General features: G+C 61.6%; 14 protein-coding genes. 7 read left to right on the top strand and 7 right to left on the bottom strand.

All coding sequences use genetic code 11. The annotated features are described in order from the left end of the window. Positions 1–90: 90 nt before the first annotated feature. On the top strand, positions 91–2,187 hold the full coding sequence (locus AC0L2R_RS13200) for a TonB-dependent receptor domain-containing protein (RefSeq protein ID WP_473509394.1): 2,097 nt from the start codon (positions 91–93) through the stop codon (positions 2,185–2,187). 141 nt (positions 2,188–2,328) lie between these two features. Here AC0L2R_RS13200 and AC0L2R_RS13205 read toward each other — a convergent pair whose 3' ends face one another. Genes AC0L2R_RS13205 through AC0L2R_RS13225 form a run of 5 tightly spaced genes read right to left on the bottom strand, consistent with a single transcriptional unit; the run spans position 2,329 to position 8,912 of the window. Continuing rightward, positions 2,329–3,174 (bottom strand): sugar phosphate isomerase/epimerase family protein, encoded by an 846-nt coding sequence (locus AC0L2R_RS13205; RefSeq protein ID WP_473509395.1) that lies wholly within the window; start codon positions 3,172–3,174, stop codon positions 2,329–2,331. Next, positions 3,171–4,514 (bottom strand): DUF6005 family protein, encoded by a 1,344-nt coding sequence (locus AC0L2R_RS13210; protein WP_473509397.1) that lies wholly within the window; start codon positions 4,512–4,514, stop codon positions 3,171–3,173. The genes AC0L2R_RS13205 and AC0L2R_RS13210 overlap by 4 nt, the downstream gene beginning before the upstream one ends. Then, complete coding sequence (locus tag AC0L2R_RS13215; protein WP_473509399.1) at positions 4,514–5,785, bottom strand: AMP-binding protein; 1,272 nt, start codon at positions 5,783–5,785, stop codon at positions 4,514–4,516. Before AC0L2R_RS13215 ends, AC0L2R_RS13210 begins: the two co-directional genes overlap by 1 nt. A 12-nt stretch (positions 5,786–5,797) precedes the next feature. After that, positions 5,798–7,507 carry an IucA/IucC family protein gene (locus AC0L2R_RS13220; RefSeq protein WP_473509401.1) on the bottom strand — a complete coding sequence of 570 codons (1,710 nt, stop codon included), beginning with the start codon at positions 7,505–7,507 and terminating at the stop codon, positions 5,798–5,800. Further along, positions 7,491–8,912 carry an IucA/IucC family protein gene (locus tag AC0L2R_RS13225; RefSeq protein ID WP_473509725.1) on the bottom strand — a complete coding sequence of 474 codons (1,422 nt, stop codon included), beginning with the start codon at positions 8,910–8,912 and terminating at the stop codon, positions 7,491–7,493. Before AC0L2R_RS13225 ends, AC0L2R_RS13220 begins: the two co-directional genes overlap by 17 nt. Between AC0L2R_RS13225 and AC0L2R_RS13230 the strand changes: the two genes are divergently transcribed. Continuing rightward, positions 8,808–9,326, top strand: a complete 519-nt coding sequence (locus tag AC0L2R_RS13230; RefSeq protein WP_473509747.1) for a hypothetical protein — start codon at positions 8,808–8,810, stop codon at positions 9,324–9,326. The genes AC0L2R_RS13225 and AC0L2R_RS13230 overlap by 105 nt on opposite strands. Before the next feature lie 165 nt (positions 9,327–9,491). Here AC0L2R_RS13230 and AC0L2R_RS13235 read toward each other — a convergent pair whose 3' ends face one another. Both AC0L2R_RS13235 and AC0L2R_RS13240 read right to left on the bottom strand, forming a co-directional pair. Continuing rightward, the gene (locus AC0L2R_RS13235) at positions 9,492–10,619 is read right to left on the bottom strand and encodes an NAD(P)/FAD-dependent oxidoreductase (RefSeq protein WP_473509402.1); all 1,128 of its coding nucleotides are present in this window, start codon (positions 10,617–10,619) and stop codon (positions 9,492–9,494) included. 60 nt (positions 10,620–10,679) lie between these two features. Beyond that, positions 10,680–11,687 carry an SIS domain-containing protein gene (locus tag AC0L2R_RS13240; RefSeq protein ID WP_473509404.1) on the bottom strand — a complete coding sequence of 336 codons (1,008 nt, stop codon included), beginning with the start codon at positions 11,685–11,687 and terminating at the stop codon, positions 10,680–10,682. Positions 11,688–11,782: 95 nt separating this feature from the next. Between AC0L2R_RS13240 and AC0L2R_RS13245 the strand changes: the two genes are divergently transcribed. The 5 genes from AC0L2R_RS13245 to AC0L2R_RS13265 all read left to right on the top strand — a co-directional run bounded on the left by AC0L2R_RS13245 (position 11,783) and on the right by AC0L2R_RS13265 (position 17,900). Then, positions 11,783–12,649: a PfkB family carbohydrate kinase gene (locus AC0L2R_RS13245; protein ID WP_473509406.1), complete on the top strand. Its 867-nt coding sequence runs from the start codon at positions 11,783–11,785 to the stop codon at positions 12,647–12,649. A gap of 161 nt (positions 12,650–12,810) precedes the next feature. Further along, a complete protein-coding gene (locus AC0L2R_RS13250) occupies positions 12,811–13,647 on the top strand; it encodes an ABC transporter substrate-binding protein (RefSeq protein WP_473509407.1) in 837 nt (278 codons plus the stop codon). A gap of 75 nt (positions 13,648–13,722) precedes the next feature. After that, positions 13,723–15,240 (top strand): amino acid ABC transporter permease/ATP-binding protein, encoded by a 1,518-nt coding sequence (locus AC0L2R_RS13255; RefSeq protein WP_473509409.1) that lies wholly within the window; start codon positions 13,723–13,725, stop codon positions 15,238–15,240. 110 nt (positions 15,241–15,350) lie between these two features. Then, a complete protein-coding gene (locus AC0L2R_RS13260; protein ID WP_473509411.1) occupies positions 15,351–16,445 on the top strand; it encodes a LacI family DNA-binding transcriptional regulator in 1,095 nt (364 codons plus the stop codon). Between the two features lie 423 nt (positions 16,446–16,868). Next, complete coding sequence (locus tag AC0L2R_RS13265; protein WP_027156384.1) at positions 16,869–17,900, top strand: substrate-binding domain-containing protein; 1,032 nt, start codon at positions 16,869–16,871, stop codon at positions 17,898–17,900. Positions 17,901–18,071 lie beyond the last annotated feature (171 nt).

An 18,071-nucleotide genomic window follows, 5' to 3' on the forward strand; every position in this document is an offset into this window, starting at 1 on the left:
ATTGCCGCTGCGCAACCGATGGGTTAAGGCAGTCCCAACAGGCGCGGTTCGCGCCAGCCCGGGGCTACCGTATTCGAGGGGATTTAGCCGATGTCATCCGATCTGTTGCGAGCGCTGACCGTCAGCACCGCGATGTCTATTTTCTTGTGTCCCGAAGCGCTGGCGCAGTCTGCCCCCGCCCCGGAAGCGGAATCCGGGACGACCACGTCCGAAGAAAATGAAGAAGCCCAGGCTCCGGCCGGGGGCACGCAACTCGACACCATTCTCGTCGTCGACGTGGGGGCGGGCGCCAACGCGACGGCCGGCGCCAACCTGATCACCATCGACCAGCAGGAGATCGACCGCAAGAAACCGCAGGATTTGAGGGAGGTGTTCTCCGGTGAGCCGCAGATCACCGTCGGCGGCGCGATCCCCAGCACGCAGAAGATCTACGTTAACGGTGTCGATGAGAACAATCTGGCCGTGACCGTCGACGGGTCGCGACAGAACAACAAGGTGTTCCACCACAACGGCACCTATCTGCTCGACCCGGCACTTCTAAAGGCCGCGTCGGTGCAGGCAGGCGTCGCGCCGGCCGACGCCGGTCCGGGCGCACTTGCGGGCTCGCTTGGATTCGAGACCAAGGACGCTGTTGACCTTCTCGAACCCGGCCGCAATTTTGGCGGTTTCGTCACCGGCATATGGGACACCAACAGCGAGACGTTCACCACCGGGGTGAGCGGCTTCGGCCGGCAGGACGGCTTCGAGTATCTCGGCTACATCAATTACGGCCGTGGCGGCAACTTCACCGCCGGCAACGGCCAGGAGATGCCTGGGACCCGCACCGATCTGATCAGCGGACTGGCCAAGATCGCCTACGAGAGCGTCGAGGGCCATCGTTTCGAACTCAGCCACGAGCAGGTCCGCGACGACGCGCTGCGCCCCTATCGCGCCAACGTCTATATCGACCGAGGCGCCGAGCCTGAACTCCGGAACTATGATCTTCGCCGCCAGAACACGGTCTTTACCTATACGGATACGTCGCCGGAAGGGTGGTGGGACCCCAAGATCGTACTCGCTTACAGCCGCACCCAGATCGGGACGCTGGAAACGGACCGCACCGACGCCAATATCGTGTCGCCGACCGACGGCGCGACCAACAGCTTCAACGGCAAGGTGGAGAACCGCTTCGCGCTCGACATCGGCAGCGTCACTGCCGGTTTCGACTTCTACAACGACAAAGCCAACCTGGATTATCTCAACCCGACGGAGCCGTTCTTTACGGACGAGCGCGCCACCAATATCGGCGCCTATGCCCAGGCGCGGCTGGAGCCCTTCGACCGCGCCAGGATTTCCTTCGGCGGGCGCGCCGATCACCAATGGTTCACCGGCATCGACGACTCGGACTGGAACAACGCCGGTGTCAGCGGCAACATTTCGGGCGAGTATGACCTTGTGCCGGAGTTCCTGACGGTAAAGGCGGGGACCTCGCATGTCTGGGGCGGCGTTCCGCTGGCTGAAAACTACCTCCAGAACCCCGCCTGGACCTATGGCGACGGCCCGGAGCCGGTGACGTCGAACAACTATACGGCCGGTCTGGAGGCGCGCTACAACGGCTTCACCTTCGAGGCGAACGTGTTTCGCACCGACATCAACGACGCGCGCCTGCCGGTGTTCGGACCCGAAACGTCACCGGTGCCTGTCTTCACCTCGATCCGAACGCTCGATCTCGTTTCCAAGGGTTGGGAGATCGGCGGCCGCTATGATTGGGACGCCGGCTTTGTCAGTGTGAAATATGCCGACATCAATGCCGACGTCGACGGCAAGCCGGCTGATACCGAGATCGGCCGCTATTTGACGACTCCTCTCGGCCAGATCGTGATGATCGGCGCCGGCTACACATTCGACGATTGGGGCGTCAAAGTCGGTGGCGACATCGAAATCGCCTTGAAAACCGATAGGACGCTGGTGCGGCATCCAACCGATCCGGCAAGCGAGAAGAAGGAGCTGCCCGGCTACGAGGTAGTGAACGCCTATGTCGAGTGGACGCCGCCTTCGAAGCCGAACTTCACGCTGCGCGCCGACGCGCTCAACATTTTTGACGAGGCCTATACCGACCGCGCGGCCTACGGGCAGGATTTCGACGGGGTGGCGCCGCACTTTGATCCCGGCCGCTCGTTCCGGCTGAGCGCCACCGCGCGCTTCTGATCCCTGGCAAAACGCCGGCCTCGGCAATCGCCCAGCCGGCTGCAAAAACGATGTCTGCGTTGGCGCCTTCGGAACGGATCGTGCGCCAAAGTGCTACAGCGCCCTTTCGGCATCCATAAGGACGCGCGGCGCTGTCGATGCTCAAGCGACGCCGGCGCGAACCGGTGCTTCGCGGTCCGCCCGTAGCAGGCGCATGTTGCGGGCGTCGTTGGCGAGTATGTTGAAGCAGTCGCCGCCGAACCATTCCAGTGAGGCGTCCACCTCCTCGCGCTCGAACAATTCGTCGAGGAATTGCAGATAGTCCACCGCGCCGTCGAAAAGCGCGGTCATGCCCGTCCGCTTTCCGGCCGCGGCATAGACGTTTGCCGGCTTGAAGACGGCGAGGTCGGCACGCGAGCGGACATTTTTCAGATGATAGTGCCGGATATGCGGCAACAGGGCGCGATGCGCGGCGACCGGATCGGCGCCGCCTTCCCAGACGTGCAAGGTGTCGAAATTGATGCCCAGCGCTGGATGGTCAACCTCCTCGAGCAGGCGCTGCGTCGACGACAGCGTATCGGCAAGCGTTCCCGGATGTGTCTCCACCAGTAGCTGGCAGCCCTGGTCCTGCGCCATCATGCAGGCGTCCTTGAGCCGCGCCGACAGTCGCCAGCGCGCTTCGGGCGAGGTGTCCCGGCTTGCCGACTTGCCGGCGAACGTGCGCACCTTGCGGGCGCCCCAGCGGCCGGCCAGGCGGCAGAGGTTCGACGTGGCGTGGCGCAGCGACGCCAGATCGTCATCGAGAGGCAGATAGTCGCTGAGCATCGGTACGGAAAGGCCGAATGCCGCCATCCATTCGGCGTTGCGCTCGGTCATATGCTGCATGTTGCGCGCGTGTGCGCCCCAGAGCTCGATGCCCTGGAAGTCGTTCGCCTCTGCCCATCGCGCGATGTCCTCCAGCGACAGCAGATGATGGCGGAAGGTGATCGTGCAGAGCGACAGCCTCATGCGACGGCGTCCTCGACATCGTGGCGCGGCGCGTGCAGGAGGCCGCGCGTGTCGCACCACACCCGATAGGTTTGGGCAAGGCGGCGCTTCAGCGAGCGCTCCATCGCGTCCAGCATATCGAGTTTCTCGAACACCCGCGGCGCCAAGGCTTCGTCGCCTGTCTGGCTGAGCTTCATGATGGCGTAGTGAAGCGTCTTGAATTCCTGGATCAGGGATTCGATGTCGTCGCAGATCGTGTCGAACCCGGCGTTGGAAAGCTGCAGCGATCGCCAGAAAAAGGCGAAGCCATGCTCCAGCGCGTATTTGCGGATCGAGATGACCGGCAGCTCGCGTAGCGCCATCGACAACTCGGGCAGCTTCACGCCGTCGCGGCCTTCCAGATGCGCCCGAACGACTTCGCGCGTTGCGCGCGTCAGCAGATAGTCGTCTTCATGGAAACAGGCAAGGAAATAGTCGCGCAGATCGACGGCGGACGGTTTCCTGATGTCGGCAGCGTCGAAGATGAAGCCGCCGGCAACGGTCGGCTGCATGATCGCATTGATGACTTTCTGCTTCTCGATCCTGCCTTCCCAGCGGAAATCGGGGTCCAGAACCATCCAAACCGCCGGATCCTCGGTGTGTACCAACATCAGATAGTGCGGGAACGGATTCTGGTTGAACTTGTTCTCGCGCTCCGGCAGGTGGAAGAGATCGAGCATGACCATCAGGTACTCGCTCTGCTTCTTGCGTTCCAGGAGCTCCAGCATCGTCGCCAGGTTCTCTACCTTGGCTGCGTCCGGCCGATACCATTGGCGGACCTTGGCGCCGTACAGGCGCTCGAACCAATCGCGGAAGAAGTCGTGGTTGATTTCAGGCGCGTGATACGCCAGCCGCCAGCTTTTATCGACAGCGAAACCCGCATCCCAGACGCCGAAGAAGAAAGGTCGATGATCGAGCTGCCTTTGCTTCACCGCGTGGCAGACATTGCTGACGAAGCAATGGACCTTGATGTCGACGAAGTCCTCGCCATGCACGCCGATCCGCTCGGCCGCTTCTTGTTCCGCGCAAGCGAGAACAAGTTCCTTAGCCGGCTTAATCAGTGTTCCATTCTGTTCCGAGGCGTTGACGAACAGCCGCGCCAAGTCGTCCACCGTGTCCAGATCCTGACGGCTGACCACCTCCTCGGGAAGCGCGACACCGTGGTCGAGTTCAAGCGCCAGCATGAGTTCGAGAATGAGCACGGAATCGAGATACAGATCCTCGTTCAGCCTGGCTTGCGGCGCGAAGCCATCCATGTGCTGGTTGTCGAGCCTGTCGCGCAGGACCGTCCCGATCGCGTCGACTATCTGATCGTAGGTCATCAGGCTGCCTCCGTCCGTACCAGCGCGAATTCGCCCATGCCGTAGCGCACAGCCACGTCGCGCCGGCTGATCTTGCCGTTCGCTTGACGCGGGATCCGCTCCACCTGAACGATTTCGGTTGGCATCTGGTGTACTGCAAGCCGCTCGGCGCACCATTGCCGAAGCTGCGCCCGGTCGACCGCATGTTCGGCGCTGAACAGGAGCGCGACGCGCTCGCCCGCGAATGCATCCTGCTTGCGGAACACGACGGCGTCGCCAATGCCGGCGAATGTCATGACCACGTCCTCGACTTCCTTCGGATAGACGTTGAGGCCCGAGACGTTGATCAGGTCGTCGAGACGCGACAGGAAGACCAGCATGCCGTCGTCGCGGCGGTAGCCCAGGTCGCGCGTCTCGACGACCACGCCTTTGCGCTCGACGGCAATTTCCTTCGGCTCAATGGCCGTGCCGGCGTCGCGCAACGCGAAGCGCGGCAGCACAGAGCCGATTTCATTAGCCGACTGCACATCAGGGTTGATCGCGATGCAGCCGGCTTCCGAGCAGCCGTACTGCTGGAACATGTGCCTGGACTTGGCCCTGATCTGCCCGAACCAGGGGTCGGGCAAGAGGGTGCCGGATGTCATCGTTGCGTGGATCTGCTCGCCGGCCGGCAAAAGCCTTGCAAGCGTGTGAAGGATGGCCGGCGACGAGATCAGATAGGGGCGCTCCGTTTCGCGCAGCTTGCGCAGCAGGAATTTTGGGTTCCCGGTGTCCAGTATGGCGGGCGACTGGCCGCGCTTCAGCGCCACCAATACGCCGCAGATCAAGCCATATGAATGGGTGGTTGGGCCAGCGATCAATGGGGTCATGTCCTGTGGCTCGACAAACGCCGAGGTGTAGCTGTCGATCTCGTCGTCTATGTCGCTCCAGGCGCGCGCGATGCATTTCGGCTCGCCGGTCGTGCCAGAACTCATCTGCAGCAGCTGTCCAGCTTCGCTGGCGCGCTCCTCGCAGATCGGCTCGCCTTCCAGCCGGTTGTAGAAAAGCCAGTTGCACTTCGCCGTCTCCGCCTGCCGGCGCGCCGCGGCATATGGCGTCGAGGGATGCAGCGGCAGCACGCTGGCGCCGGCTGCGCGCGCGGCAAAGAAGAACGCCAGCCAATCCTGCGCCTCGGAGAAACAGACCGCAAAACGGTCGCCTGCGCGCTTGTCGAGTTGCACCGCGGCCGCAATGCGATCCGCCGCGTCGCGGAAATAGGTTCGATCAAAGACCGTGTCGTTGATGGTGATCATTTTTCTGTCTCCTTACGCGACTGCAAGGCTGTTTGGGATTTCGTGAGCGCATTCGGTGCCCGGTGGCGCGAGCTTGCGTCGCAGCAGCGATTCCGTGCGGATGCGTGGCTGGAAAAGGCCAAGCGCGGCCTGCCGGTGTGTCAGTCCGAACTGCCGGCAATGGTCCTGCAACCGCCTGCCGACGCCTGACCAGAAGCTGTCTTCGTCGAGACCGTAACAATGCCGCAGCAGATGCGAGATCTCGGCGAGGTTATAGACGAACAGCGCGTCCAGACAGAGCTCGCCGAGCAAATCGGCGCTCTCCATCCAGTAGTACTGGTTGGGCGCGGCGTCACGATAGGCGGGGTTCAAGGCAAGGAAGTCGGGAACAATGGAGGGATCGCGCAGGAAGCCCGGCGCATATTCGACGCTGTCGTGGAAGTCGCGCATCGCCAGCCTCACTGGCCAGCCATCGCGATGGATCAGGATCAGGTTCTGGCCATGCGCTTCCGTCGCGATGCCATGGCCGACGAGCAGGTGAAACACCGGCATCACCACCGTAGCCACAAGCCTGTCGAGCCAGGCGTCCAGCCCGTACTCATCGATCCAGCCCGCGACGAACGGCCGGCCGTCACTCTCCAAGGCCATCAGCGCGTTGAGCGGCACCGCGGTCTCGCCGGACTGGAGGCTGCTCGTAACGTCCTCCCGCCAGATCGCGGCGATCTGCCCTGCCAGCGGTCCTTCCCGATCTGCGATTGTGCCGGCATATTCGCCGAGGATCGTGAGCGGATAGCGCGCCTCGAACAGCGGATCGCTGGTGACAATGTCCTTGAGCCAGCGGCTGATCGACGGCGCGCTGCACACCGAATGCGGCTCGATGATGCGCCTGGCCGACGAGTTGACGAGATTCATCGGCAGTTTGAGATTGGCGCGTCGCGGGTGATCGCGATTGAACAGTGTCCGCACGGATTGGCTGGCGCTATAGCGATCGCCGGCATGGCCGAGGAAACCGGCGGAGCCCTCCGCCAGCCAGCGCGACAGCTCCGAGCCCTGTAACGCTTTCCATTGCCAGGGATGCAGCGGCATCAGGCCGAACCGCCTTGCATTGTCGCCGAGCCGGGCACGGCGCTCGTCCAGCAGCGCGTAGGTTTCGGTGCCGAGTTCGTGCATCCAGAAAGCCTGCTCGTCCGTGGGAAACGCCGAGTGCAGACGTTCGGGCGCGACCGCCAGCCAGGCCAGTTGGAAGGCGTTGCCTGCTTCCGGGCCGTATGCCGCGTGGTCGGCGTAGTCGAAGCCGGTGCGCGCCTTGAAACACGGATGATAGGGATGACCCTCATCGATCGCGCTGTCGAGTTGCGCAAATGGCAGATCGCGGCGCGGTCTGGGCCGGAGATTGAGCTGGTTCCAGGCGCTGAAATCGAGCGTCCGATCCAGTTCGGACGTGAGTTGCGCGCGCCGTTCGGGGCAGGTGTCTATGCTCGCAAGCAGATCGCCGAGCGTCGCCGGGCGCCATTGGTCGGCGCAGCCCCGCTCGATCGTCTCGGCGACAACCCTGACCCGGCCGAAGGCGCCGATCGATCCCTCGCAACGTATCGAGGCGCCGCTGCAGCGCCATTCGAAACGGGCTTTCCCGCCGTCTCGCGACACCGCGCAATCGACCAGGCCCTCATAGACCAGGGCTTCCGCGAGCTGGCGCATCACACGCAGCTCGGGGATGCCGTGGAGATCAAGAGGCAATGGCATGTGCCTGCTCCGCGGCGACAAATAGCCCGACACGGCTGAGTGGATTGGGAAAATGCGTGTAGACGGCGCTGCCGCCCTCGGCCAGCTCATCGACATCCCCGAGTCGGATTGCCAGGTTGGCCTTCGCGGTGATGTGCGGCTTGTCCAGCAGGCTGGTCGCGAATTCCCCGCCCGCGCCAGTGAGCTCTTGCGCCAGCTTCTTGAGCCGCGCACGCAGCATGGCGAGCAGTTCGGCCTCGCTTGCCAGGCCGTCATGCCCGGCGCGCGCGATGACCGAGAAGATCTGGTTGACGATGAGATAGTAGGAGAGCCGCTCGCGAATCTCGCGGTCGTCGAAGAAAAGACTGCGGATCTGGACAATGTCGGGGACTAGGCCATACCACCGGGCCCTGAAATTGTTCGAGAGGTAGAATCCCTGGCTGTCGCGATAAAAATATCGGCTGGGCAGCCCCTGCTGCGACAGGTCAAGCAAGCTGTTCTGCTGATGCGCTTCCAGCGCGACGCCGAACCGGTCATAGAGTTTGACCAGCGGATCGAGCGCACAGTCGAGATAGCATTCGAACCAGCGACGGCACGCCTGCCGCACCGAGATATCCTGATCCTGCGCGACGCGCCGGACGATGGTTTCGAACAATGAGCTGTGCCCGGGACGTGGTTCGGCCGTCAGTGCCGAAACGGTGATCACGGGATCGTCGGCGCGGCCCCGGAACGGGTTTTCGCGGAAGATGACTTCGAAACCGCTCTCGGCCTGTCCGGAAAACTCCAGCGTCACATATGCGCTGTCATGGAGAAAGCCGAGGCGCGGCTCGAACATGTCGATCCCGGCGCGTTCGAACAGGCGCGCCACCGCAACGCCTGCCTCCAACTCGTGCCGCCTGTTGACGCGCCTGGAGTTGGTGATGCGGACGGGCAGCGAGAATTTCGGCATCCAGGCGGCATCATCGCTGTAAACCGTGCGCACCGAAGAAGTCGCCGTGAACACCGGCCCTGCCGGACCGAGATACCGGATCTGCCCGCAGTCCATGAGCGCGCGCACCGCCGGGTCGAGCATCAATGCTTGCGCCTGAAGCGGGTGCATGGGCAAGAGCATCTCGCCGTTACCTGCGGCTACGTTGCCGGCGTCATTCCCCAGCAGTGAACTGACGATCGCGGTCACCGCGGTGCCGGCGGAATCCTCGCGGACAAGGTGGGCAGCGGCGGCGAAATAGGCCAGCTGGAAACCGCCGCGCAATTCGGGGGCATAGACCTCCTGCTGCCAGTTCGACATGCCTTGCAGGCTCTTGGGCGTCGGATGCAGCGGATGTCCGAAATACAGGGATTGCTCCGCGGCTATGAAGCCGACCGATGGCGGCGCCCGATCGGCGGCGTCGAGGTAACGCTTCGTCGCCTGACAGCTCTGAAGAATCCGTTCGAGGAGCTCCACATCGGCTTGTCGGTGCGTGGCCGATCCGGCTTCTCTGGCTCCCAGCACAAGCAGATGCACGGCCAGGATCGGTTCTATCTCGTGCCAGTTCGGACCTGCATCCTGGCGAATCCAGATCTGTCCAAACAGGTGCATTCCGCAAAGCGATCGGGATTTCATTTCGATGCGCAGCACGGCATGCCGCGACGGCAGGGAAATCTCCACGCAATCGAAGTTCCGTTCTCCGATGCGGTGGAACACCGGAATCCCGGAATTCAGCTCACGCAAATAGCTGTTTGCGAAGGCTCGAAAAATTGCCTGTTCTGCTGCAATCTGATTCTTGTCGATCATTCGTTGCGGACGCCATGTCGCACAGACGCCGGGCAGGCGCTCTGTGCTAAGTTTCAAAGGTTTTGATGGCGCCGCGCGTGAAGGGCCAGCCTTGCTGCGGCCGCGGCTAAAACTAAACTAAGATTGTCATGTTATCCTAGTCAGCTGCGCGGATCAACCTCCGAAGGCGGTCATCTGGGCAATGCCACCGCGGCTCATCTGGACAGTTCGATCTCGACCGCGATTGCCCTTTTAGCCGAAACGGTTGGCGCGGAAGGTTGCAAGCATGGGATGCGGATTGCCGGAGGCGATTTCTTTGGCCAGCAATTCGCCGACGATCAGTCCAAGCGTGGCGCCGCTGTGGCTAAAAGCGACGTGAAGGTCGGCGACGGTCTCGACGGAGCCAAGCACCGGCTCGCCATCGCCGGGGATAGGCTTCGGGCCAACGGCGTAGGTTGCGAGTTGGAGCCGCGGATTGCCGTCGAGCACGGCGGTAGCTTCGTCGAGCAGTCCCTTTACGGTTTTGTCGTGCACGGTGTAAGTGCCGTCTGAGTTGACCACGACTTCTTCCTCCGACCATGCCGAATCCAAAACAAGTGCGCCATCCGGCGTCGGGCGCACCGCAACACGCGGCGTATTCAGCACGGCACGGAGGTCGGTCTTGATCGGTTTGGTCTTCAAGAGAAGTGAAATCGGGGTGGCGTCGGGGACATGGACTCCGAACTCCGCAAGCATGCAAGGCGTCGCTGGCCCTACGGCAAGGACGACTGCATCCGCCTCGACCGGCGTACCGCCAGCAGTGACGACGCCACGTGCGCGACCGCCTGTGGCAACTATCCGCACGCGTCCTGCGTCCTGAATAAGCTTGCCGGCGCGGGAGCGGAATTCATTGAGCAGCAGATCGATCAAAGACGGCAGGTCAACCCATCCTTCGCCAGGATTGAAGATGGCGCCCTGCGGGGCGATCGCGTTGGCATCGATGCCGGGCGTCACCGCGCCAACTTCGGCAGGGTCGAGCAGAAGCGAGTCATAACCAATATCCTGCTCCAACTGCCACATCGACGCGATCTGGTTCGCCTCGTCATCTGCATCCCAGGTGAGGCCGCCGTCAAAGCGAAGCCACGATGCGGCTTCCGGCCTTGTAGCGGCCAGGGTCCGATAACGATCGATGCCTGCAAGCCTCAAGCGGTGATAGGCAGTGTCCGCGCGTCGCGCTGAGTTCAGCCAGGAAAGTGAACGGCCGGATGCACCATTGGACGGCGCGCCGTCGTTGACAATGGTCACATCAAGGCCAAAGCGGGCGAGGTGCAGCGCGGTCGATGTGCCAAAGATGCCTGCGCCGACAACGACGACATGGCGCGGCTTAGGGGATGCAGTCATAGAGAAATCCTTCTACGCGGAAGATGGGCTGAGTGTGAGATCGCCACACGCGCGGCGGGACTAGTAGTCCGACAGCTTCTTCATGTAGCGTCGGCCCTCGAGCATTGGCCGATCGCGCAAACCGGCCAGCTTGTAGGCAAAACGCCATAGAGTGTCGAAGAAGACCAAAGGCACGAGATAGGGTTTGATGTGTTCGGACATACCGCTGAGGTCGAGTTCGGCTCCATCGAGCACCAGGATGTTTTCCCGGCTGCCGTACTCGATAAGGAAATCGCGGGCGCGTTCGGAAAGGCTCCGCGTCTCATCCAAACCCAGCAAGACAATGAAGCAAGCATCCTTATCCACGACTTCGAATGGGCCATGAAAGAACTCGTTCGCGTGTATTGCCTGCGAGTCGTACCACTGCATTTCCATGAGCACGCAGATGGCGTAGGAATAGGCCGCACCGTAGCTGGCACCGCTGGCTAGTGTGTAGATTGCCTCTCGAGGTGCGAAGCGAGGGGCAAACGCCTCGAACCGGTCTGCGTAGGCCCGGTGCGCGCGCTCGATGGCCGGTTGAAGATGGCCCAGGGAGATCAGCAGGTCACCGGTTAGCCCGCCATCTTCCCGAGCATCGATCAAACCGGCGAGCAGCATGTAGAGCACGCCGTAATTGCTGGAGGCTGCATCGATTGCTTTGCCCTTCGTGTACGAAGCCTGGTAGGCAATCGGGTGGTCGACCGCCCGCGCGAGGGGCGATGTCTGGTCGAGCGTCATGCCGATTGTCGTTGCGCCTCGCGTCCTGGCATGAGTGGCCGCCCGCACTGTCTCCTTGGTGGTTCCTGTCTGCGAGCAAAGGACAACGAGCGTGTCAGGTCCCAACCGCCGCGGATCTCGGCAGACGAATTCATCCGCGTTGTAGCTGTCACAGGCGAATGTCCCATTGTGGCGGTCGAGGAAGTATTTGCCTGCCATCATGATCGACAGCGAGCCGCCGCACGCCACGAGAAAGAGGTGCGAAAACTGCCTGCCCGCGGTGGCGTTCAGAGCGCGTTCTACGTCGGCAGGCAGGGCGGAAATCATGAGCATCCTCGTCTCGCTGACAGAGTTGGGGTCGGCGCGCAATTGACAGGCAGCAGTCATTGTGCGAACGTTATCACATCCTATAAGCTGAAAGTCCTGCAATGGTCAAGATTGCCGCGATGGGCGATAACGTGGTCGATTGCTACCTTGATCGCGGCGAGATGTATCCTGGCGGAAACTGCCTCAATGTCGCAGTCCACCTGAGCCGCTTCGGCGGGCAGTCGGCCTATGTTGGAGCGATCGGAAAAGACCGGGCCGGGGACCTGATCTGCACGGCACTGGCGTCGGAGCGCGTTGACATCACCCGATTGCGGCGCCTCGAAGGGCCGACCGCTTACTGCCTCATAGGTCACCATAACGCCGATCGGATTTTCCTGGATTTCGACCTCGGTGTTTCGATGTTCACGCCGACGCATGAAGATCTGGATTTTCTCTCAGGCTTTCAGGCCATCCACATCGGCCAGTCCAGCGGGTTAGACCCGTGGGCTGCCTTAGTGTCGGGTAACTCTCTATTATCTTACGATTTTTCTACGCGTCGGGAACCGGAGCATCGGCGAAAGATTGGACCTTACTGCTATCTGGCTTCCGTCTCAGGGGATGGTCTCGACGACAAGGAATTGGCCGCAATCGTATCCGAGCTGCTTGCATGTGGTTCAAAGTGGGTTTTGGTGACTCGCGGTCGAGCCGGCGCGGTGCTTCACAGAGACTCTGTCTCCTACCACACTCCGGCGCGGCTGGTCGAACCCGTCGACACCTTGGGCGCGGGCGACACCTTCATCGCCCGAACGCTACTCGGCCTGCTTAACGAAGAGGCGCCTCAGGACATTCTCCGCCATGCCGCAGAGGCGGCGGCTGCAACCTGCCAGTACTACGGCGCGATCGGCCATGCGTCAGCAATAGATATCGGGAACATGACGCCCGAGATCCTCCGCGAGGCCCGGCACGCTCCACCCGGGAAAGCTGTCTAGCTGCGAAATTCTCCGAAACAATTGACGCAAGGAACGGATAATGCTAGGGGAAGTGATAACGTTCTCATCCGCTCAACGAAACGCCGCCTAAGAGCATTTTTGATGGATCAGACGTCGAGTGGAACCGCAAGGCCGGGTTCGGCCGATTAAGAGGAGAAGACATGCAAACAAATTCGAGCAGGCGCCACGTGGTGAAATGCGGTCTGGCGCTGACCGTCGCGTTGGTGACAGGATTTGGCACATTGGCCTGGTCCACGCAGGCAAAGGCGAGCGACAACTCCTACAATCTCATCGACCCGATGGCGATCAGCGTCGGAACGATGGGCGATGCGAAGCCCTACGTCTTCACCGACGCCAATGGAAACTTCACCGGCTTCGATGCTGAACTCTTCCGCGACGTGGCGCGCCGGCTTGGGTTCAAGGAGGAGCAGGTTGTTTTCACCGGCCAGGAATTCTCGGCGCTGCTGCCATCCGTCGCCAACGGCCGCTTCGACGTCGCTGTCGCTGCCATTGGCACGACCGCGGAGCGCAAGAAGACCGTGGATTTTAGCGACGGATATATCGCCGGCTATCTGTCGATCATTTCGGCCGATCCTGCTCTGACGAACAATGAGAGCACCGCCGGAAAGCGCATCGGCGTCATCCAGGGGACGCTGCAGGAAATCTATGCCGAGAAGAATCTGAAGGGCGACATCGTCAAGTTCCCCGATAACAACACCGCAGTGGCGGCGCTGAACAACGGGACGATCGATGGCCATTTCACCGACTATGAGTCGGCCAAGCAGTATGTAGAACGCTACAAGAACCTGAAGATAACAATGAACGTACCGTCCTTCGATGCGCCAGCCGGGTTCGTCGTCAAGAAAGGCAACGATAACTTCCGCGAGGCACTGAACAAGGCGCTGCGCGAGGCCATGGATGATGGCACCTGGAAGCGGCTGCACGAAAAATGGTTCGCGGGCACCCCGATGCCGGATCAATATCTGCCCAAGAAGTGAGTTCGAGCGACTTTGCTGTGTTTCCGGCCGGGCCCGTGAGCAACGGTGCCCGGCCGAGTTATAGATGGACCTGATATGAGCTGGTTCGATACCTTCTCCCGCAGCTTCCTTGATTTCCAGGCGATGGCAGACGTTCTGCCAAACATGGTGATGGTCGGCCTCAAGAACACCCTGATCCTTGCCGTCGCCTCGACGTTTTTCGGGACGCTGATCGGTATCGTCCTCGCCGTGATGGGGATTTCCGAAAACCGGCCGCTGAAACTCCTCGCACGGGTCTACACCGATATCTTTCGTGGGCTTCCCGCCATTGTGACTATTCTGATCATTGGCCAGGGCTTCGCGCGGTTGGGCCGCGATCTGTTCGGTCCATCTCCTTATCCGCTGGGCATTCTGGCACTCAGCCTCATTGCCGGCGCCTACATCGGAGAAATTTTCCGGGCCGGCATTCAGAGCGTCGAGCGTGGTCAGATCGACGCCACCCGCACTCTCGGAATGACGTATGGCCAAGGCATGCGCCTGGTGGTGATCCCGCAAGGCATCCGCCGCGTCCTGCCGGCACTGGTCAACCAGTTCATCGGCAACGTCAAAGACTCCAGCCTGGTCTATTTCCTTGGCCTGCTCGCCTCCGAACGCGAACTGTTCCGTGTCGGCCAAGACCAGGCCGTGCTGACCGGCAATTTGTCACCACTCTTGCTGGCCGGCGTGTTCTATCTCGTGATCACGGTGCCGCTAACCCACCTCGTCAACTACATCGACGCGCGCATGCGCGTCGGCAAGCGTATCAGCGGCGTGCAGAGCGGCCTCAAGGAAGTCGCCGAGCTGGCTGACGCCGGTTTGCCGGGCGCAGCCAAGGCGCCCGCACGCTTCAAGGGTGGCAGCATCGAGGTCAAGAATATCGACATGGCCTACGGCGCCATCCAGGTGCTCCATGACGTCAGTCTGAAAGTGGAGCCCGGGACGGTCACCTGCCTGATCGGGCCCTCCGGCTCAGGCAAGTCGACCTTGCTGCGTTGCCTCAACCGCCTCGTCGAATGTCGAGCCGGAGACATCCTGCTCGATGGCGAAAGCATCTACAGCCAGACCCCTGACCAACTCCGGCGGCGTGTCGGCATGGTTTTCCAGCAATTCAACTTGTTCCCCGACCGCAGTGCGCTCGCCAACATCACCCTGGCGCTGCGCAAGGTAAGAGGCATGTCACGCGAGGCGGCTGAGCGCGCGGCCTCAGCAAGGCTGCATGAAGTCGGACTCTTGGAGCGCAAAGACCATCGGCCGGCAAATCTTTCGGGCGGACAGCAGCAGCGGGTGGCCATCGCGCGAGCCTTGGCCCTCGAACCAGAAATCATGCTGTTCGACGAAGTCACCAGCGCCCTCGATCCGGAATTGGTGAAGGGTGTCCTGAACTTGATGGCCGACCTCGGACGGGGCGGGATGACGATGGTCGTCGTTACGCACGAGATGAACTTCGCTCGCAAGGTTGCAAACCAGGTCGTATTCATGGACGAGGGACGGATTGTCGAGGCAGGGCGACCAGCGGACCTTTTCGACAATCCGCAAAGCCCACGTCTTCGGCGCTTTCTGTCTGAGGTGCTCTGATTGCAATAGTGTGTGCAACGGCGAGTGCTGCTGTTTTCGGGCTTGCGGGGCGGGCCTAACTGCCACTAGCTCGTCGTTACGACGCACGAATGGGCGGCGGGGCTTGCTGAGTGGTTCAAAGATCGTCGAAAAACGCAACCATCATAGAGGTTGCTCGCCGGGCCGGGGTCAGTTCCGCCACTGCGGGGCGTGTGCTTGGCGACTATGGCTACAGCAGCCCCGAAGTTCAGGAGAAGGTGCGCGCCGCCGCAACTGCGCTGGGCTATCGCCCCAATCGCCTGGCAAAAGGTCTGATCACCGGTAAGACGCAGACTATCGGAGTTGTGGTCGGCGACATCGAAAGCCCATTCTACGCGAGCGTCTTGCGTGGAATAGGGGATGTCGCGCGCCGTGGCGGCTTCGGGGTTATCGTTACGAATAGTGACGAAAATGCCGAACTCGAGCGAGAGGCAGTGCAACTGCTGCTGGAAAAACAGGTCGACGGTTTGATCGTCTCGTCGACCTTCGCGGATCAGCCGGATCATCTTCGTGAGGCAGTCGCGGCCCGCTGTCCCGTGGTGCAGTTCGACCGCATCGTGGCGGGCCTGGAAACCGATACCGTGGTGGTCGACAACGTGTCTGTAACGCGCAGCAGCATCGCTGCAATGATTGAGGCCGGACACAGCCGCATCGGCATCCTGGCCGAACTAGGTCCGGGCCAGCGCGATGATGTCGGCTCGTTCGTGGCGAACGCTGACCTCTCCAGCGCCGAGGTTCGCTACCACCATCCAAGCTGGCAACGGCTGTTGGGTTATCTGGAAGCCCATCGTGCCGCAGGAATCGAGCCGGATCTGCAGTTGATCCGCCGCGTGACGGTCTATTCCAGCGAGGCGGCCCGCAAAGAGGCGCTCGATCTGCTGACGATGCGCAATGCGCCGTCCGCTCTATTCACCGCCGATGGTGTGATGTCGACAGGCGTTCTGGAGGCGACTTCTGCACTGAAGCTTGCGATTCCAGGAGACGTTTCGCTGCTTTGCTTCGACGATCTCGACTGGATGCAGTTCGTGGCCCAAGGTATCACAGCCATCGCGCAACCCGCCCATTTGATCGGAGCAGCGGCGGCGGAGCTTCTCTTGAAGAGGCTGGCGGAGGCCACCTTACCTTTCGAGCACCGTGTCCTGGCGGCCCGCTTGGTGGAGCGCAATTCGATTGCCGTGCATGTCTAAGGCTGGACGATCTGAAGTCCCCTGAGAGGGGAAGCAGGCCCGTCCCTGACATTCAATCCCTGCCTGCCTTGACCTACATCGGTCGTAGGTCATTCAGGAAAGCATCGCCAGGTCAGTTGAAACCGCTGACCTGAGCTTGCCTGGCTGTTCACTCACCAACACTGGCGACCCTAACGGCTTCGGCGCCGGTCCTCGTGAACGAGGACAGCCGCTGCGATGGCGGCGCTTGTCGTCTCGGCCGGGCGGGTGCACCGAGCAGTCGTGAAATATATTTCCGTATGTGAATTTTATTGACACTCGAGCCAACTGCTGCGAATGATCAACCGCTGGGCCTCGGGAGGAGGTTCGGCCTCATCAACCACAAGCGGCGGCACGCAAGTGTCCGACCGCCCAATTGACCAGGCTTCGGCCGAGGGAGGACTCTTGCGCAAATTTTTGAGTATGCTCGCCATTTCGGCAGCCGCCACCACAGTGTTGGGGGCAAGCCACGCCGCTGCCCAGGCCGCTAACCCGTTCAAGTGCGAGCCGGGTGAAAAATACGTCATGAACGTCATGGTTTCCGGTGTCGAATATTGGTTCCCGGTCTACGAGATGTTCAAGCAGGCTGGAAAACAGTTCGGTTGCGAGACCGAATATACCGGGACCCCCGAATACGACGTGAACAAGCAGATAGCGACGTTCGACCAGGCGCTGGCTCAGAAGCCGGCTGGCATCCTGGTCCATCCGATGAACTCCGATCCCTTCATCGAGCCAATCAATCGGGCCATTGAGCAGGGAACGGCAGTAGTCACATTCGCCGCAGACTCGCCCAACTCCAAACGCGTATCCTACATCACCTCCGACAACGTCGCCGAAGGCACCTATGCTGCCGATGCAGTCGCCAAGGCGATGGACGGCAAGGGCGAATACGCGGTCCTCGAAAACCCCGGACAGGACAATCACGACAAGCGCATTGCCGCATTCATCGCCCGCATGGAAGCCAAATGGCCGGATATGAAGCTCGTCGGCCGCGCTGCGTCGAACCAGGATGCGACGAAGGCCTATCAGGCCGTGCTCAGCCTTGCTCAGGCGCATCCCGATCTGGGCGCGGTGTTCATGCCGGAAGCCAACTCGGCAATCGGCGCAGCTCAGGCCGCCAAGGAAGGCGGCGGCAAGATCCGCGTCATGCTGGCCGACGTCAACGCCAAGATCCTCGACATGATCAAGGCCGGCGAAATCTTTGGCTCAGTCAACCCGAACCAGGGCATGCAGGGCTATATGGGGTTCATGCTGCTGTGGCTGGCCAAGCATCCTGAACTGATCGATCCGATGAACGACGCCCGGCGGTCGGGCTTCAACGGCATGAGCGTGCCCTTCGTCGACAACGGCTTTTCCATCGTCACCGCGGAAAATGCCGACGATTTCTATTGGGACGCCTACCTCAAGCGGCGCGGCACCAAGGGCATCGAGGAATAAGGCCCGCCGCTCTCGGAGCTCCTTCGGAATGCTCGACCGGACGGGGGGGGGGGGGGCCCCCCCCCCCCCCCCCCCAAAAAAAAATTAAAAACGGGAGGGGGGGCGGGTGGGAGGACCCCCCCCAATTTTTAAAACCGGCAAAAAGCAAAAAAAGGGGGGCCAAAAAACCCA

The organism is Mesorhizobium sp. WSM4820 (assembly GCF_055811075.1).

What these genes read in the sequence shown, in the direction of transcription:
- AC0L2R_RS13200 (WP_473509394.1), top strand. Translation starts at nt 91, where the DNA reads ATGTCATCCGATCTGTTGCGAGCGCTGACCGTCAGCACCGCGATGTCT.
- AC0L2R_RS13205 (WP_473509395.1), bottom strand. Translation starts at nt 3,174, where the DNA reads ATGAGGCTGTCGCTCTGCACGATCACCTTCCGCCATCATCTGCTGTCG.
- AC0L2R_RS13210 (WP_473509397.1), bottom strand. Translation starts at nt 4,514, where the DNA reads ATGACCTACGATCAGATAGTCGACGCGATCGGGACGGTCCTGCGCGAC.
- AC0L2R_RS13215 (WP_473509399.1), bottom strand. Translation starts at nt 5,785, where the DNA reads ATGATCACCATCAACGACACGGTCTTTGATCGAACCTATTTCCGCGAC.
- AC0L2R_RS13220 (WP_473509401.1), bottom strand. Translation starts at nt 7,507, where the DNA reads ATGCCATTGCCTCTTGATCTCCACGGCATCCCCGAGCTGCGTGTGATG.
- AC0L2R_RS13230 (WP_473509747.1), top strand. Translation starts at nt 8,808, where the DNA reads ATGTCCGAAATACAGGGATTGCTCCGCGGCTATGAAGCCGACCGATGG.
- AC0L2R_RS13235 (WP_473509402.1), bottom strand. Translation starts at nt 10,619, where the DNA reads ATGACTGCATCCCCTAAGCCGCGCCATGTCGTCGTTGTCGGCGCAGGC.
- AC0L2R_RS13240 (WP_473509404.1), bottom strand. Translation starts at nt 11,687, where the DNA reads ATGCTCATGATTTCCGCCCTGCCTGCCGACGTAGAACGCGCTCTGAAC.
- AC0L2R_RS13245 (WP_473509406.1), top strand. Translation starts at nt 11,783, where the DNA reads ATGGTCAAGATTGCCGCGATGGGCGATAACGTGGTCGATTGCTACCTT.
- AC0L2R_RS13250 (WP_473509407.1), top strand. Translation starts at nt 12,811, where the DNA reads ATGCAAACAAATTCGAGCAGGCGCCACGTGGTGAAATGCGGTCTGGCG.
- AC0L2R_RS13255 (WP_473509409.1), top strand. Translation starts at nt 13,723, where the DNA reads ATGAGCTGGTTCGATACCTTCTCCCGCAGCTTCCTTGATTTCCAGGCG.